Genomic DNA, 15,366 nt, shown 5'->3' with positions numbered 1-15,366 from the left:
AAGCGCCCGCCGCCCCACCGCCCGCCGCCCCCGACGCCCCGGCCGGCGAGCCGCCGCGGCCGCAGTGACCGGCCGGGAGTATCCGGACCGCCCCTGGGTGGGCATCGGCTGCATCGTCTTCCGCGGCGATCAGGTTCTCCTCGTCCGTCGCGGCAAGCCGCCGCGGATCGGCACCTGGTCGCTGCCGGGTGGGGCGCAGCATGTCGGCGAGACCACCGAGGAAGCCGCGCGGCGCGAATTGCGCGAGGAAGCGGGCATCGAGGTCGGCCGTCTCACCTTGGCCGTCGTCGTCGATGCCATCACGCGGGATGATGAAGGCCGCGCGCTGTACCACTACACGATCGTCGACTTCGCCGGGGAATGGTCCGGCGGCGAGGCGCGCGCCGGCGACGATGTCAGCGAGGTGGCGTGGGCGACCCCCGCGCAGCTGGACGGCTACGACCTGACACCGGCAGCCCATCACGCCATCGCGGCTGCGCGGGACGCGCTGGCCCGACTGTGACCCGCCTCCTTGCGGGGTCGCACTGAACGTCACATCGTTGGCGGGCCATTCGAACAGGAGGCCCGCCCATGCTGAAGACCCTCGCCGCCGCCGCCCTCATCCTCGGCACCGTCGCCGCGCCTGCCGCCTTCGCGCAGAGCGCGCCGGCCACCGTCTACTGCGTCAACAACCGCATCATGGTCGAGCGCGCGACCATGTCCCAGATGCAGAGCGGCCGCGGCCATTCCGAGATCTGCATCATCGGCCCGTCCTTCGACTTCCAGCCCGATGGCGTCACCTGGGTCCGGCAGAACCTGCGGTCCGACGTCGGCGGTAGCTGCCGCTGCCGTTAGAGCAGATCCCGATCAGGCGGCATCACCAGATCGGGTGGTCACGAAAGACGGCCTGGCGGTGGTGCCGTGAGCCAGGGCCAACGGAAACGGCGCCGGAAGCTCATCACGATGCGCGGCAGCGGCGCTGTGTTCCGCCGCCCGTGGTCATCACTCGCCAGCGAGCGCCTTGAACGGGTCGCAGGCGAAGGCCCAACTGCCGGACGAAGCGTTCCGCCCCGATCACGACGCCGGAGACCACCATGGCCATCGCCCGATCCATCGACCGCCGCGCCCTGCTTGTCGCCGGTGCCACCGCCCTGGCCTGCGGGCCGGCGCCGATCCGCGCCCAGCCCGTTGCCGGCGGCCGTCCGGTGCGCGTCATCGTGCCTTTTCCCCCCGGCGGCGCGGTCGACATCACCTCCCGCCTGTTCGCCGAGAAGCTCGGCACGGCACTGGGCCAGACCGTGGTCGTCGAGAACCGGAGCGGCGCCGGTGGGCTGATCGGCGCTGATGTGATCGCCAAGGCGGACAAGGATGGCAGCGCGCTCGGCCTGATCAGCGCGACGACCCATTGCGCCGCACCCTTCATGCATGCACGCATGCCGTTCAACGTGCAGCAGGACCTGTTGCCGGTCACGCAACTCACCGACGGCGCACTGCTCTGCGTGGTGAATGCGGAGGCAGCGCAGCGCAACGGCTGGACCGATTTCCGCGCGCTGATTCTCTGGTCGCGCGCCAATCCCGAGCAGGTCCGGATGGGCTCCTCGGGCTCCGGCACGTCGTCGCACCTCAATATCTCGGCGGTGAACCGCTTCGCCGATGCGAAGATCCTTCATGTGCCCTATCGCGGCGGCGGGCCGGCCATCAACGATCTGGTCGCGGGCAACATCGACATGATGTTCGATGTCATGCCGGCGCTGATGCCGCATGTGGAAGCCGGCCGGTTCAAGGCCCTGGCGGTGTCCTCGGGCGACCCCATCCCGCTCCTGCCCAACATCCCGGGCATGAAGTCCTTCGCCGACCTCGGCCTCGGCGATCATTCGCTGGTGAACTGGAATGTCGTCACCACCGCCGGCGGCACCCCACCCGCGGTGGTGCAGCGGTTGTTCGAGGCGTCGCAGACCGTGGCGCGGCAGCGTGACTTCGTCGAAAGGCTGCGCCCGCTCGGCTATGGCGTCGTGCTGAGCGACAGCCCGGCCGCGGCTGCCGAGATGATCCGCGGTGAAACCCCGCGATGGCAGCGGCTGGTCGAGATCTCCGGCGCGCGGATCGAGTAAGGCCGGCTTCAGCCGCGGCCGGGACGCATTGCCGCGGCCAGGAAGAACACCACCGCCAACAGCGCCGGCACGGCCCAGGCAGGCAGGCCGAGCATCGGCAGGGCCAGCGAGTCCCAGATGCCGGCCCAGTTGTTCCGGACCGTATCCTCCAGCGTCGCCATGCCCCTGGGGTTGATGCCCCCCAGCATGGCCCCGAAGGTCCAGTTCCAGCCGGCGCTCAGGCCGATCACCAGCGCCAGGGAGCCGAGCAGCAATCCGATCAGCCTCAGCAGCATGTCACGCCCAGAGTCGTTCGTTCTCCAGGCCAGTGTAGAGGGAACTCACGAATTCGGCATAGCCGTTGAAGAGCCGCGTCGGAATGCGCTGGTTCGTCCCGATCACGCGCTCATTCGCCTGGCTCCAGCGCGGATGCGGCACCTCGGGGTTCACATTGGCCCAGAAGCCGTATTCGGATGCCTGGATGGTCTCCCAGAAGGAAACCGGCCGACGGTCGGTCAGCGTGATCTTCACGACGCCCTTGCCCGCCTTGAAGCCGTACTTCCAGGGCTGGTGGAAGCGGATCGGCCCGCCATTCTGCGGCGGCAGCGGCTTGCCATAGGCGCCGACCACCATGAAGGATAGCTCGTTGCCGGCCTCCTCGACCGTGCAGCCCTCGATGTAGGGCCAGGGATACCAGGACTGTCGCAGCCCTGGCATGGCGGACGGCACCTGCGCGGTCTGGAACACCACGTACTTCGCCGAGGCCAGCGGCCGCACCTGCGACAGCAGTGCGGAGAGCGGGAAGCCCGTCCACGGAATCACCATCGACCACGCCTCGACGCAGCGCAGGCGATAGACGCGCTCCTCGATCGGCATGGTCCGCAGCAGGTCGTCGATGCCGAATTCGCGCGGGGCCTCGACCATGCCCTCGACCTTCACGGTCCACGGGCGCTGCGGCAGCCGCTGGGCGGCGCGGCTGATGCCCTTGTCCGAGCCGAACTCGTAGTAGTTGTTGTAGGTGGTGGCATCGCGCTCGCCGGTCAGGTCGCGCCCAGGCGGGTAACGCGTGTTGCGCATCGCCGGCGGCAAGGCGGGGTCGCCCTGCGCCAGTGCCGGGCCGGCGGCGACGAGACCGGCGCCGAGCGCCACGGCCTTGCGGCGCCCGAACACCAAGTGCTCAGGGCTCGCTTCGCGCTCGGGGATCTCCCAGCCACGCGGAATGCGGATCGGCATGCTCATCCCTCCGTTCTGCCCCCGAGATCGGTTGTCCCGACCCGGGGTCAAGCGTCGCGTCAGAAGCCGGGCCGCGGCAGCACCGCGGCCGGCGGCTGACCCGGCCCTGTCGTGACGCGATAGAGACGATACGCCTCCGCCTCTACCCCGTCCCGGCTGCGAACCAGGTGCCCCTCGCTCCCCGGCAGCGCCTCCGCGCCCGGCCAGAGAGGAGGCCACTCCCCCCGTCTTTCGCTCCGGACCAGTAGGCCGGTTACGCCCGGTACGGGCGCGGGCAGCGAAAAATATCGCCATCGCGAATCCATCGCGATCACGACGCGGCCCACCGGAAGGCGGAACGCGAGGACCGAGGCGAGGCCGTATTCCTCGGCCGCGACGAACGCCGCCCCTTCTCGAGCCATGGCGGCATCGGTCGCGGCGACGAAAGCGCCCCATCCGCCGAGGCGCGCCAGCGTCGGGTCGCTGCGGCGCGGCAGCGGCAGCGGCGCGGCGACGGCCTGGAGATACACCGCCCCCGTCATCCCCAACCCGAGGACGACCGCCGGCCGCCGCAGCCGCACCCAGCGCGGCCCGGCCAGCAGCGCCGCCGCGGCGATGCAGGCCGCGGGATACAGGATGGCCGGCCAGTTCCCCTGCACGCGGCTGCCGGTCGCCTGCCACAGGAAGATCGCCGTGGCCGGAATGGTCATGGCCGCAAGCAGCAGCGCCGCGCCGTCACGCCCGCGCCACCAGCCCCGCGCGGCCGCCGCAACCCCGGCGACGCAGAACACGAAGACCAGCGGCGTCGCCAGCCCGACCTGGCTGCCCAGCAACTCGCCAAGGTAGCGCAGCGCCTGTCCCGCCTGCCAGTCGCCGGCCCTGCCGCCCTGCTTGGCGAAGGATGCCCAGTCATGCCCCGCATTCCAGAGCACCACCGGCGCGAAGGCCACCACGGCAACCGCACCACCGGCCCAAAGCTGCCAGCGCAGCATCCAGCGCCGCATCGTCGGGTCCAGCACCAACCAGGCGACGATGCCGAGGCCGAGCAGCGTCGCGGTATACTTGCTGAGCAGCGCCGCCCCGGCGAAGGCGCCGACCGCGAGCCACCAACGCCCGTCGCCGGTCCGCCAGAGCCGCGCCAGCGCCCAGAGTGTTGCCGTCCAGAAGGCGATGAGCGGCGTGTCCGGCGTCATCGCCACGGCCCCGACGCCAGCCAGCAGAGTCGCGTTGAACAGTGCCGCCGCCCAGGGGCCGGCCTTGCGGCCGGGGAACAGGTCCTCCGTGGCGCGCGCCAGCAGGATCGATCCGATGGCGAGGCAGATCGGCCCCATCAGCCGCACGCCCAGCGCCGTTTCCCCGGCCAGCAGCGTGCCGGCGCGGATGAACAGCGCGACCATCGGCGGGTGATCGAGGTAGCTGCCCTGCAGGCTGCGCGACCAGACCCAGTAATAGGCCTCGTCCGGCGCCAGCGGCAGCACGGCGGCCAGCACAAGGCGCAGCAGCGTCAGCGCCGCCAGCGCGGCGAGCCAGCCACTCAACGCGGCCGCCAGACGAGGGTCGAGGACACGGCGTAGTTCCACACCACGGTCAGCAACGCCCCGGCCGCGCCGGCCAGGCCCCAGTTGAGCAGCCCGTCCCGCAGGAGCAGCCCCGCGATGCCGACATTGGCCGCCGCACCCATGCCGCAGACCAGGTAGAACAGCAGCAGCCCGCGCGCGAGCCCCGGCCCTCGCAGCCGCCGGTCGCGGTAGGTGATTCGGTTGTTCAGCAGGAAGTTCGCCGTCATCGCGACCAGCGTCGCCGCCCACTGCGCCGGCCAGAAGTCGAGCGGACCGATGCCATACAGCAGGGTGAGCGTCGCCACATGCACGACCACGCCGATCGCGCCCACTAGCGCGAAGGCCATGAAGCGCAGCGGCACAAGCCCGCCCAGCGCCTTGTCGGCGAGCAGCCCGCCGAATTCCAGCAACACGCCGGCGTCGAGCTTGCTCTCCCCGGCTTCCCGCGCGCGGAAGGCATAGGGGACCTCGGCGACGCGCAGCGGCCGCCCGGCGGAAAGCAGGACGTCGAGCAGGATCTTGAAGCCCGTCCCCGTCAGGCGTGGCGCGAGATCGTCGAAGATCGGCCGCGGCAGGGCAAAGAAGCCGCTCATCGGGTCGCCGACCTTCACCGGCAGGGCAGCGTTGGCGAGGGCCGCACCGCCATCCGAGACCATCCGGCGGACCGGCGACAGCCCCTCCCCCTTGGTGCCGCCCTCAATGTTCCGGCTTCCGATCACCACCTCGGCCCGATCGGCCTCCAGCAGCGCCAGCATTTGCGGCAGGATCGTCTCGTCATGCTGCAGGTCGCCGTCGATCACCGCGACGAAGGGTGCTGCGCTGGACAGGATGCCCTCGATGCAGGCGGAAGCGAGGCCGCGCCGCCCGACCCGCCGGATGCAGCGGATGCGCGGGTCACGGGCGGCGATTGCCTTGGCGCGCGCCGCCGTCCCGTCCGGGCTGTCGTCGTCGACGAAGATCGCTTCCCACGCGATGCCGGCCAGGGCGGCATCCAGCCGCTCGACCATCGGGGCGACATTGGCCGCCTCGTTGTAGCACGGGATCACGACGGAGAGCCGGGGCGTCATCGTCCGGGGGCAGTATGGCATCCGGCGGGATTGTGGAAGGGTTCGAGGGGGGAATTGGAGAGGGGCCCTGCCCCTCTCCAAACCTCCCCCCGCCAGGATGCTGGGCATCCTGGACCGCAATCTTCCGGCGACGGGCGCAACGGTCATGCTGCCTCCTCCACAGGCGATATGAGGGGGCGAGGCGATGGTGCCCGGCGGCAAATGGAGGTTTCCAAAGGCCCTTCGGCCTTTGATGGAGAGGGGTTCTGGGGAGAGGCAAAGCCCCTCCCCGCCGCTCCCCGGACTACTTCACTACCGAGAAGCTGGTCGGCCGCAGCCCCATCACGGTCTGCTGCTTCAGCGCGCCGAGCTCGCCGACCATCTTGCCGAATTCCTGCCACTGCTTGTCGTTCGCCATGGCGGTGCGGCGGGCGTCGCGGTCGCCGTAGCTCTCGTAAAGCCAGCAGAACACGATCTGGTTGATCGGGCCGATCTCAGTCACCGCGAAAACCAGCAACTGGCCGAGCAGGCGCTGCTGCACCGGCAGGCCGACCTCCTGATACGCCTTGATCCAGGCCGGCATCTTGCCGGGATGGAAGTCATAGGTGCGGTGATCGACCACCATGCCGGTGCCGCCGATCTTGCGCTCGAACTTGAAGTCCTTGGCCGACTGGATCGGCGAGAAGCCGGTCGGCTTCAGGAACTTCACTTCCTGCGCCATCAGTGCGCCGGCCGAGGCCTTCTTGAACTCGTCCCACTGCGGATCGGCTTCGCGCGCCGCGATCCCGGCGTCGCGGGTGTCGATGTCATCCCAGCCGCGCATAAAGACGAAGCGGTTGATCGGCCCGACATCGGCGACGAAAGTGCCGAGCGACGGCGCGCCCAGCGTGCGCTGGGAGGACGGGAAGCCGAACTTGTCGAAGGCGCCCACCCAAAGCGGCTGCTTGCCGGGGTGGAAGGTGTACTGGCGGTGTTCGATGTACATCGCGTTTCCTCGTGGAATCGGGGCCGGGCACATTCGGGCGCTCCGGCACGTCACGCAAGACGGCCCGATGGCCGCATCGGACCGGAACCGCGCCCAGACCGCGCGTGACCGGCCACGCGCCCGCCGTCTGGGGGCAAGCTCAATGCGGCAGAATGACGCCCTTGCCGTCGGTCTGCCGGTCGAACAGGCGATAGGCTTCCTCCACCTGGTCTAGCCGCCAGCGATGGGTGAACAGCGCATCCACGTCGATGCCGCGATCGGCGATGTAGCGCGCGCATTCCGCCTGGCCGACGGTTGAGAACGTCCAGGACCCGATCAGCGTCACCTGGCGGCGCAACAGGTCGGGCGAGACGTCAAGCGTGACCTCCCCGCCCTCCCCCACGAAGCAGGCCTTGCCCCAGCTCCGGACGCATTGCACCGCCTGCCGGCGCGCCAGCGGGTGGGACGACGCATCGAGCGAGGCGTGCGCCCCGAGCCCGTGCGTCGCCTGCTTGATGGCGCCGAGCACGTCATTCGTCTCGGTAGGGTTGATCAGCAGGTCGGCGCCGAACTGGGCGGCCCGCGCCAGCCGCTCCGGCGAGGTGTCGAGCGCGATTACCCGCGCCCCCATCCTCGCCGCGAGCAGAGTCGCCGACAGCCCGACCGGCCCCTGCCCGAAGATCGCGATGGTCTGGTCACCCGTCAGGCCCAGCCGCTGCAGCGCGCCCCAGGCGGTGCCCGTGCCGCAGGAAATCGCCGCGCCTGTCTCAAAGGACAGTTCTTCCGGCAGTTCCACCAGCGTCCGTGCCGGGCACTTCAGGTAACGCGCGTGCCCGCCATGCCCGGTCGCGCCGTAGACCTCCTTCACCCCCTCGTCGCACATCTGCATCCAGCCGGTGGAACAGCGCGGGCAGACGCCGCACCCGCGGTAGTGGTGCTGCATCGCCCGCATGCCCGTCCATGCCTGATTGGCCGCCACCCCCTGCCCGACCGCGACGACGACGCCGCAGGGCTCGTGCCCCGCAATCACCGGCCCGTCCACCGAACCCAGCCCCAGCGCCGCCGTTCGCCCCGGCCCGCCCGGCGCGCGATAGAATTTGAGGTCCGACCCGCATATGCCGGAGGCGCGGATCTCCAGCACCACCTCCCCCGGGCCCGGCGTCGGGTCGGGAAAATCCATCAGCGCGACCTGTCGGTCACCGGTGAAGACTGCGCCTTTCATGCGATGTTCCTCCTCGTTTTGCGGCAGCGAACCACCCGCGCTCGACACGGTCCAGACTCGAATGGTCGTTACGTTGCAGCAAAACCTTGATGAAGCAGCCGCAGAATTCTGCTCTAGGTCACTAACCGGCGAGGGCGCGACAGCGCGCTTCGCGAACGACGAGGCCAGGAGACCGCCGCATGGCGCAGGATCGCCGCCCCCCCGACCCGCTTCCCAGGATCTGGGATCCGGATGCGCGCATCGGCGACATGCTGAAGGGCAAGCGGGGGCTGGTGGTCGGCGTGGCGAATGCGGACTCCATCGCCTATGGCTGCGCCGCGAAGCTGCGCGCCTTCGGCGCGGACCTCGCCGTCACCTACTTGAACGACCGGGCGGAGAAGCACGTCCGCCCACTCGCCGAGGAACTCGGCGCGGCGATCATCGAGCCGCTCGACGTCGAGAGGCCCGGCGAGCTCGAGCGCGTCTTCGAACGCATCGAGACGGAATGGGGCGGGCTCGACTTCGTCATCCATTCCATCGCCTTCGCCCCGCGCGCCGACCTGCACGGCCGGGTGGTGGACTGCTCCGCGGAGGGCTTCGCCCAGGCGATGCACGTGTCCTGCTGGTCGTTCCTGCGCATGGCGAAGCTCGCCGAGCCGCTGATGGCCGAGGGCGGTGCGCTGGTGACCATGTCCTACTACGGCGCCGACAAGGTGGTCGGGAGCTACAACATGATGGGGCCGGTGAAGGCGGCGCTGGAAGCCAGCGTGCGCTACGCGGCGAACGAACTCGGCGAGAAGGGCATCCGCGTCTACGCCGTCTCGCCGGGACCCCTGCGGACGCGCGCCGCCTCCGGCATCGCGCAGTTCGACGAGCTGGTGCAAATGGCGACCGAGCGGGCGCCCGCCCATCGCCTCGTCGACATCGCCGAGGTGGGACGCCTCGTCTCCTTCCTGGTCAGCAACGCGGCATCCGGCATGACCGGCGACACGATCTATGTCGATGCCGGCCTGCACAACGTGGCGTGACGAACATGCGCGAGGCGATTTCTCCCGCTGCGGCGGCGGCGCTGGTCCGCGACGGGTCGACGGTGATGGTCGGCGGGTTCATGGGGGTGGGATCCCCCCATCGGGTGATTGCCGCGCTGGTCGAGCGCGGCGCACGCGACCTGACGATCATCGGCAATGATGCCGCCAGGCCGGGCCACGGCATCGGCGCGCTGATCGATGCCGGCTGCGTCAGCCGCTGCATCACCAGCCATATCGGGCTCAACCCGTCATTGCAGAAGAAGATGATCGCCGGCGAGGTGCAGGTGGATCTCGTGCCGCAGGGCACGCTGGCCGAGCGGATCCGCGCCGGCGGCGCCGGCCTCGGCGGCGTGCTGACGCCGACCGGCGTCGGCACGGTGGTGCAGGACGGCAAGCAGCTGGTGAAGGTCGATGGTCGCGACTTCCTGCTGGAGTTGCCGCTGCGCGCCGATGTCGCGCTCCTGCGCTGCTATGAGGCCGACTACTACGGCAACCTGACCTATCGGCTGACCGCGCGGAACTTCAACCCGATCATGGCGATGGCCGCGACGACCGTGATCGCCGAGCCCGACGAGATTGTCCCGATCGGCCTGATCCCGCCGGACCATGTCTGCACGCCAGGCATCATCGTCACGCATCTCGTCGAAAGGCCGCACTGAGATGGATCCGAAGGAGATCATCGCGCGTCGCGTGGCGCTCGAACTGCGCAACAACACGCTGGTCAACCTCGGCATCGGCCTGCCGACGCTGGTGTCGCGCTACGTGCCCGCTGGCATGCTCGTCGCCTTCCAGAGCGAGAACGGCATCATCGGCTTCGGCGCCTGCCCGCCGGAGGGCATGGAGGACCCCAACCTGACCGATGCGGGTGGCGGCTTCATCTCCGCCCTGCCGGGCGCCTATGCCTTCGACAGCGCGACGTCCTTCGCGCTGATCCGCGGCGGGCACCTCGACATGACGGTGCTCGGCGGGCTGCAGGTGGATGCGAAGGGGTTGCTCGCCAATTGGCTGGTGCCGGGCAGGATGGTCGCCGGCATGGGCGGCGCGATGGATCTCGTCGCCGGCGCGAAGCGCGTCATCGTCGCCATGCAGCATGCGGCGCGCGGCGAGGCGAAGATCGTGCCGGAACTCACCCTGCCGCCGACCGCGGCGCGTCCCGTCAGCCTGGTGGTGACGGACCTCGCGGTGATCGAACCCACGGAGGCCGGCCTCGTGCTGCGTGAACGCGCGCCGGATGTGCAGGTGGCCGACATCGTCGCGGCCACCGCCGCGCCCCTCATCATTCCCGACACCGTACCGGAGATGCGCCTGTGACGATCACCGCCCCTGCCCTGGTCGGGCGTGCCTGGAGCGACATCAAGGTTGGCGAGAGCGCGAGCGTCACCCGCGTCTGCACGCCGAACGACCTGATCGTCTTCGCCCATGCCTCGGGCAACTTCAACCCGGTGCACCTGCCGGGCGAAGCCGAGCAGGAGATCGGCCGCGCGCCGGTGGCGCCTGCCATGTGGTGCGGCTCGCTGTTCTCGGCGGTGCTCGGCAACAAGCTGCCAGGCCCCGGCGCCACCTATCAGTACCAGGACCTGCGTTTCCACAGACGGGTCGAAGCGGGCGAGGCGGTCATCGCGACCGTGACGGTGCGCGAGAAGCTGCCGGGCAACCTTCTCGTGATGGATTGCCGGCTGGAGAAGGATGGCGGCGTTCTCGTCTGCACTGGCACCGCTGAGGTCTGCGCGCCGGCAGAAAGGGTCGTCACGGATGGTATCAGCATTCCGGAACTGACCCTGATCCCGCGCGGCAAGTTCAATCGCCTGCTGGAAGCCTGCCGCGGCATCCCGCCCATGCCGACCGCGGTCGCCGCGCCGACCGACGAGAACTCGCTCGGCGGCACGTGGGAGGCGACGAAGGAAGGTCTGATCGATCCGATCCTTGTCGGCCCCGAGGCCGTCATTCGCGCCGAGGCGGCGAAGATCGGCTGGGACCTCGCCGGCGTGCGGATCGAGGCCGTCAGCACGGCCCATGACGCCCCGGCGCGCTGCGTCGCCCTGGTGCATGAAGGCCGCGCCGATGCGGTGATGAAGGGCAACATCCATTCGGATGAAGTGCTGCGCCACGTCACCAAGGGGGATGGCGGGCTGCGCGCCGGGCGGCGCGTCAGCCACGTCTTCGTGCTCGATATCCCCGGCCATGAGGGCCTGCTGCTGATCACCGACGCGGCGATCAACATCCTGCCCGACCTGATGACCAAGGCGGACATCGTCCAGAACGCCATCGACCTCGCCCAGGCGATCGGCCTGAAGCAGCCGCGCGTCGGCATCCTCTCCGCGGTCGAGACGATCAACCCGGCCATCCCCTCGACGCTCGATGCCGCGATCCTCGCCAAGATGGCCGATCGCGGACAGATCCGCGGCGCGCTCGTCGATGGGCCGCTGGCGATGGACAACGCGGTCGACCTCGAGGCGGCGCGGACCAAGGGCATTCATTCCTCGGTCGCCGGCCGCGCGGATGTGCTGGTCGCCCCGAACCTCGAGGCGGGGAACATGCTGGCGAAGCAGCTCGTCTTCCTCTCCCAGGCCGATACCGGCGGCCTCGTCACCGGCGCCAAGGTGCCGGTGATGCTGACGTCACGCGCCGATGACGAGCATGCGCGGCTGATGTCCGCGGCACTCGCCGTGCTCTATGGGCATTGGCGGCGCACCGGGCAGTGCCTGGTGCCGGAGCTAGGCTGATGGACGCCGTATCCGCCCCGAGCGACGCCATCCTCATCCTCAACGCCGGCTCCTCCTCCATCAAGTTCGAGTTGTTCAAGGTCGTGGAGGACCGGGCCGAAACCCGCCTCGACGGGCAGATGGAGGGGATCGGCGCCTCCCCGCACCTGATCGCCCGCGATGCGCGGCGCCAGGTGCTGGCGGACAAGCGCTGGGCCGGCCCGGACGTCGCCGACCACGTCAGCGCCCTCGCCCGCATCATGGAAGGCATCGAGCCCGCCATCGAGGGCCGCCGCATCATCGCCGTCGGCCATCGCGTGGTGCATGGCGGGCCGGACCTCGCGGCGCCGATGCTGGTGGACGACGCGGCGATGGAGACGCTGCGGGGCCTGATGCCGCTCGCGCCGCTGCACCAGCCGCACAACATCGCCGGCATCGTCGCGGCGTCGCAGCGCTTTCCCGGCGTGCCGCAGGTCGCCTGCTTCGACACCGCCTTCCATCGCGCCCATCCGTGGGAGGCCGATACCTTCGGCCTGCCGCCGGAGTATTACGCGCGCGGCATCCGCCGCTACGGCTTCCATGGGCTGTCCTACGAGTACATCTCGGACAGGCTGAGGCGGGAGGAACCGGCGCTCGCCGCCGGACGCGTGGTCGTGGCGCATCTCGGCAACGGCTCCTCGCTCTGCGCCATCCATGGCGGCCGCAGCATCGACAGCACGATGGGCTTCACGGCGCTGGACGGCGTGCCGATGGGCACCCGCTGCGGTCAGATCGATCCCGGCGTGCTGCTGCACCTGATGCTGACGGAGAAGATGGAGGCCGCGGAGCTGACCGGCCTGCTCTACGGCAACGCCGGGCTCAAGGGCATGTCGGGCATCAGCCAGGACGTGCGGGACCTGGAGAAGAGCGCGGACCCCCGCGCGGCGCAGGCGCTGTCCTATTACGCGTGGCGCGTGCGGCGGGAGATCGGCGCGCTGGCCGCCGCGATGGGCGGCATCGACGGCCTCGTCTTCACCGCCGGCATCGGGGAGAACGCCCGCAACCTCCGCGCCCGGATCTGCGAGGGGCTGGAGCATCTTGGCCTCGTCCTCGACCCGTCCGCGAACGAGGCGAACGCGCCGGAGATTTCCACCCCGTTCTCCCACACCCGAGTATTGGTCCGTGCCACCGACGAAGAAGCAATGATCGCCCGACACGTGCTTGATTTGCTGCATTGCAGCAAGTCTGCTTGAATCGCTGCCCCGGGCGGGCCGCCCCGACGCATCAAGGGAACGCTATCCATGCCGAACACGCCTCTGCTCCCGACAAGGGAGGTCCTGGACAAGGCCGCCGAGACGGCAACCCGCGTGCTGGACCAGGTTCGGGGTCTGACCGAGGTGGTGACACGCGACACCGCGGCGCTGATCCCCGGCGTCAACCAGGACAACGCCGCTGCCATGCGCGTGGCCCAGGCAGCCATGGCGCGCACCCCCGTCGGCCTGGCCCAGGATGCCCACACCTACGCCGTCGATGCCGCGCAGCGCTGGCTGATGTTCTGGGACGTGATGCGGGAGGCCGGCAACAACTTCGTCGAACATGAGAAGGCCGGCTGCCCGCCCGTGCTGGTGTTCGACTACGTCACGGTCGTTGATGGCCGGACCCTGGCCCGGCCGGTGAACTACGCGCTGGTGCGTATCACCCCGCCGGAGGGCTTTCCGGCGACCGACCCGAAGCTGCGTCCCTTCGTCATCATCGACCCGCGCGCCGGTCACGGTGCCGGCATCGGCGGCTTCAAGTCGGACAGCCAAGTCGGCGTGGCGCTGCGCCGGGGCCATCCGGTCTACTTCGTTATCTTCTATCGCGAGCCGGAGAAGGGGCAGACCATCCTCGACGTGACGGCGGCGGAGGCATTCTTCCTCAACCGTATCGTCACCGACCACCCCCAGGCGCCGAAGCCCGTCGTCATCGGCAACTGCCAGGGCGGCTGGGCGTCGATGATGCTGGGCGCCGCGGCGCCCGATGCCGTCGGCGCGCTGGTCCTGAACGGTGCCCCGCTATCGTACTGGGCGGGCGAGAAGGGCAAGAACCCGATGCGCTACTTCGGCGGCCTCGCCGGCGGCGGCTGGCCGGCCTCGCTGATGGCCGACCTCGGCAACGGGAAGTTCGACGGTGCGTCGCTGGTCAGCAACTTCGAGAGCCTGTCCCCGGGCAACACCTGGTTCCGCAAGTATTTCGACCTCTATGCCAAGGTCGATACCGAGGAGAAGCGCTTCCTCGAGTTCGAGCGCTGGTGGGGCGGCTACTTCCTGATGACCAGCGACGAGATCCGCTGGATCGTCGACAACCTGTTCATCGGCAACCGCTTCTCGACCGGGCAGATCAGCTCGGGCGGCGGCGAGACCTTCAACATGCGCGAAGTGAAGGCGCCGGTCATCGTCTTCGCCTCCTCGGGCGACAACATCACCCCGCCGGGCCAGGCCCTGCGCTGGATCGCTGACGTGTATCGTGATGAGCAGGAGATCAAGCAGCTCGGCCAGACCATCGTCTACCTCCTGCACGACCAGATCGGCCATCTCGGCATCTTCGTCTCCGGCGCCATCGCCAAGAAGGAGCACAGCGAGATCGCGACGACGCTCGAGATGATCGAGGCGGTCGCCCCCGGCCTCTATGAGATGAAGATCACCGGCCATGAAGGCACGGGTGCGAACGAGGAATGGCAGGTCGAGCTGGTCGAACGGAAGATCGCCGACGTCCGCACGCTTTCCGGCGAGGCGGGCAACGAGGCCTTCCCGGCGGTCGCCAAGATCTCGGAGATGAACCAGAACCTCTACGATGTGCTGGTTTCCCCCATCGTCCGGCAGTTCGCGACGGAAGCGGGGGCGGAGGCGCGCCGCCAGGCCTCGCCGATGCGCATGCGCCGCTACCTGTTCAGCGACATGAACCCCTTCATGATGCCGATCCGCGCCATGGCGGGGATGGCCCGGCAGAACCGCGCCCCCGCCGCGCCTGACAATCCCTTCATTGCCATGGAGAAGGTCTGGGCCGACCGCGTCGAGCACGCGTTCGACCGCTGGCGCGACGCCCGCGACGCAGCGAGCGAGATCGCCTTCCACGCCATCTACGGCAACCTCGCCGCCCTCGGCGTGATGGGGGACGACAGTGCCGAGGAAGCCGAGGCGGCACGGCGCTCCATCCCGATGGAGCCCGCGCAGCTCAACGACGCGCGCAGCCGCGTCGAGCTCGGCGGCTACGCCGAGGCGGTCATCCGCATGATGATCCTGCTGGCCGATGCGCGCGGCGGCGTCCGCCGCACCCGCCTCGCCCGCTCCAACGTGCTGTTGACCACCGAGCCGCCCTTTGCGGGAATGAGCCCGGCCGCGCGCCAAGCCATCATCCGCGACCAGACGGTGATCGTGACCTTGCTGCGGGAGGAAGCGCTCGCCGCCGTGCCGGGGCTGCTCAAGACGGCGGCGGAGCGGCGCAAGGCGCTTGCCGCCGTGGAGCATGTCGCGGGGCCGGACGAGGAACTCGGCGACAAGGCTCAGGAGATGCTCGGCCGCCTGCGCAGCCTGCTGAATGTCGGGCCGAAGGCGTCGGTGGCCTGAC

15 protein-coding genes are annotated in these 15,366 nt (G+C 69.7%); 9 read left to right on the top strand and 6 right to left on the bottom strand.

Annotation, left to right across the window (positions count from 1 at the left end):
- From GXW78_RS21760 to GXW78_RS21750, 3 genes are all read left to right on the top strand, one after another.
- A partial coding sequence (locus tag GXW78_RS21760) for an NUDIX hydrolase (RefSeq protein WP_408904206.1) occupies nt 1–502 on the top strand: 502 nt, incomplete at its 5' end.
- A gap of 68 nt (nt 503–570) precedes the next feature.
- Nucleotides 571–834: a hypothetical protein gene (locus GXW78_RS21755; protein WP_211870995.1), complete on the top strand. Its 264-nt coding sequence runs from the start codon at nt 571–573 to the stop codon at nt 832–834.
- Nucleotides 835–1,073: 239 nt separating this feature from the next.
- A complete protein-coding gene (locus tag GXW78_RS21750; RefSeq protein WP_211870994.1) occupies nt 1,074–2,090 on the top strand; it encodes a Bug family tripartite tricarboxylate transporter substrate binding protein in 1,017 nt (338 codons plus the stop codon).
- Nucleotides 2,091–2,098: 8 nt separating this feature from the next.
- Here the strand turns inward: GXW78_RS21750 and GXW78_RS21745 are convergent, their stop codons facing one another.
- The 6 genes from GXW78_RS21745 to GXW78_RS21720 form a co-directional block, all read right to left on the bottom strand.
- Complete coding sequence (locus GXW78_RS21745) at nt 2,099–2,365, bottom strand: hypothetical protein (protein WP_211870993.1); 267 nt, start codon at nt 2,363–2,365, stop codon at nt 2,099–2,101.
- A 1-nt stretch (nt 2,366) separates the two neighbouring features.
- On the bottom strand, nt 2,367–3,302 hold the full coding sequence (gene msrP, locus GXW78_RS21740; RefSeq protein WP_211870992.1) for a protein-methionine-sulfoxide reductase catalytic subunit MsrP: 936 nt from the start codon (nt 3,300–3,302) through the stop codon (nt 2,367–2,369).
- A 59-nt stretch (nt 3,303–3,361) separates the two neighbouring features.
- On the bottom strand, nt 3,362–4,819 hold the full coding sequence (locus GXW78_RS21735) for a glycosyltransferase family 39 protein (RefSeq protein ID WP_246522513.1): 1,458 nt from the start codon (nt 4,817–4,819) through the stop codon (nt 3,362–3,364).
- Entirely contained in the window at nt 4,816–5,907 is a 1,092-nt protein-coding gene (locus GXW78_RS21730) for a glycosyltransferase (protein ID WP_211870991.1), read from the bottom strand. The genes GXW78_RS21735 and GXW78_RS21730 overlap by 4 nt, the downstream gene beginning before the upstream one ends.
- Nucleotides 5,908–6,190: 283 nt before the next feature.
- Entirely contained in the window at nt 6,191–6,871 is a 681-nt protein-coding gene (locus tag GXW78_RS21725) for an NIPSNAP family protein (protein WP_211870990.1), read from the bottom strand.
- Nucleotides 6,872–7,010: 139 nt separating this feature from the next.
- The gene (locus GXW78_RS21720) at nt 7,011–8,072 is read right to left on the bottom strand and encodes a zinc-dependent alcohol dehydrogenase family protein (protein ID WP_211870989.1); all 1,062 of its coding nucleotides are present in this window, start codon (nt 8,070–8,072) and stop codon (nt 7,011–7,013) included.
- A 179-nt stretch (nt 8,073–8,251) separates the two neighbouring features.
- Between GXW78_RS21720 and fabI the strand changes: the two genes are divergently transcribed.
- Genes fabI through GXW78_RS21690 form a run of 6 tightly spaced genes read left to right on the top strand, consistent with a single transcriptional unit; the run spans nt 8,252 to nt 15,365 of the window.
- Entirely contained in the window at nt 8,252–9,079 is an 828-nt protein-coding gene (gene fabI / locus GXW78_RS21715) for an enoyl-ACP reductase FabI (RefSeq protein ID WP_456307088.1), read from the top strand.
- 5 nt (nt 9,080–9,084) lie between these two features.
- The gene (locus GXW78_RS21710; RefSeq protein ID WP_211871000.1) at nt 9,085–9,738 is read left to right on the top strand and encodes a 3-oxoacid CoA-transferase subunit A; all 654 of its coding nucleotides are present in this window, start codon (nt 9,085–9,087) and stop codon (nt 9,736–9,738) included.
- 1 nt (nt 9,739) lies between these two features.
- Nucleotides 9,740–10,390, top strand: a complete 651-nt coding sequence (locus GXW78_RS21705) for a 3-oxoacid CoA-transferase subunit B (RefSeq protein WP_211870988.1) — start codon at nt 9,740–9,742, stop codon at nt 10,388–10,390.
- Nucleotides 10,387–11,802 (top strand): bifunctional enoyl-CoA hydratase/phosphate acetyltransferase, encoded by a 1,416-nt coding sequence (locus GXW78_RS21700; RefSeq protein ID WP_338147812.1) that lies wholly within the window; start codon nt 10,387–10,389, stop codon nt 11,800–11,802. Before GXW78_RS21705 ends, GXW78_RS21700 begins: the two co-directional genes overlap by 4 nt.
- Nucleotides 11,802–13,013, top strand: a complete 1,212-nt coding sequence (locus GXW78_RS21695; RefSeq protein WP_211870987.1) for an acetate/propionate family kinase — start codon at nt 11,802–11,804, stop codon at nt 13,011–13,013. Before GXW78_RS21700 ends, GXW78_RS21695 begins: the two co-directional genes overlap by 1 nt.
- Before the next feature lie 48 nt (nt 13,014–13,061).
- Nucleotides 13,062–15,365: a DUF3141 domain-containing protein gene (locus GXW78_RS21690; protein ID WP_211870986.1), complete on the top strand. Its 2,304-nt coding sequence runs from the start codon at nt 13,062–13,064 to the stop codon at nt 15,363–15,365.
- Nucleotide 15,366 lies beyond the last annotated feature (1 nt).

The organism is Neoroseomonas terrae (assembly GCF_018129025.1).
Taxonomy (GTDB): Bacteria; Pseudomonadota; Alphaproteobacteria; order Acetobacterales; family Acetobacteraceae; genus Neoroseomonas; species Neoroseomonas terrae.
This window is presented reverse-complemented; position numbering and strand designations above follow the sequence as displayed.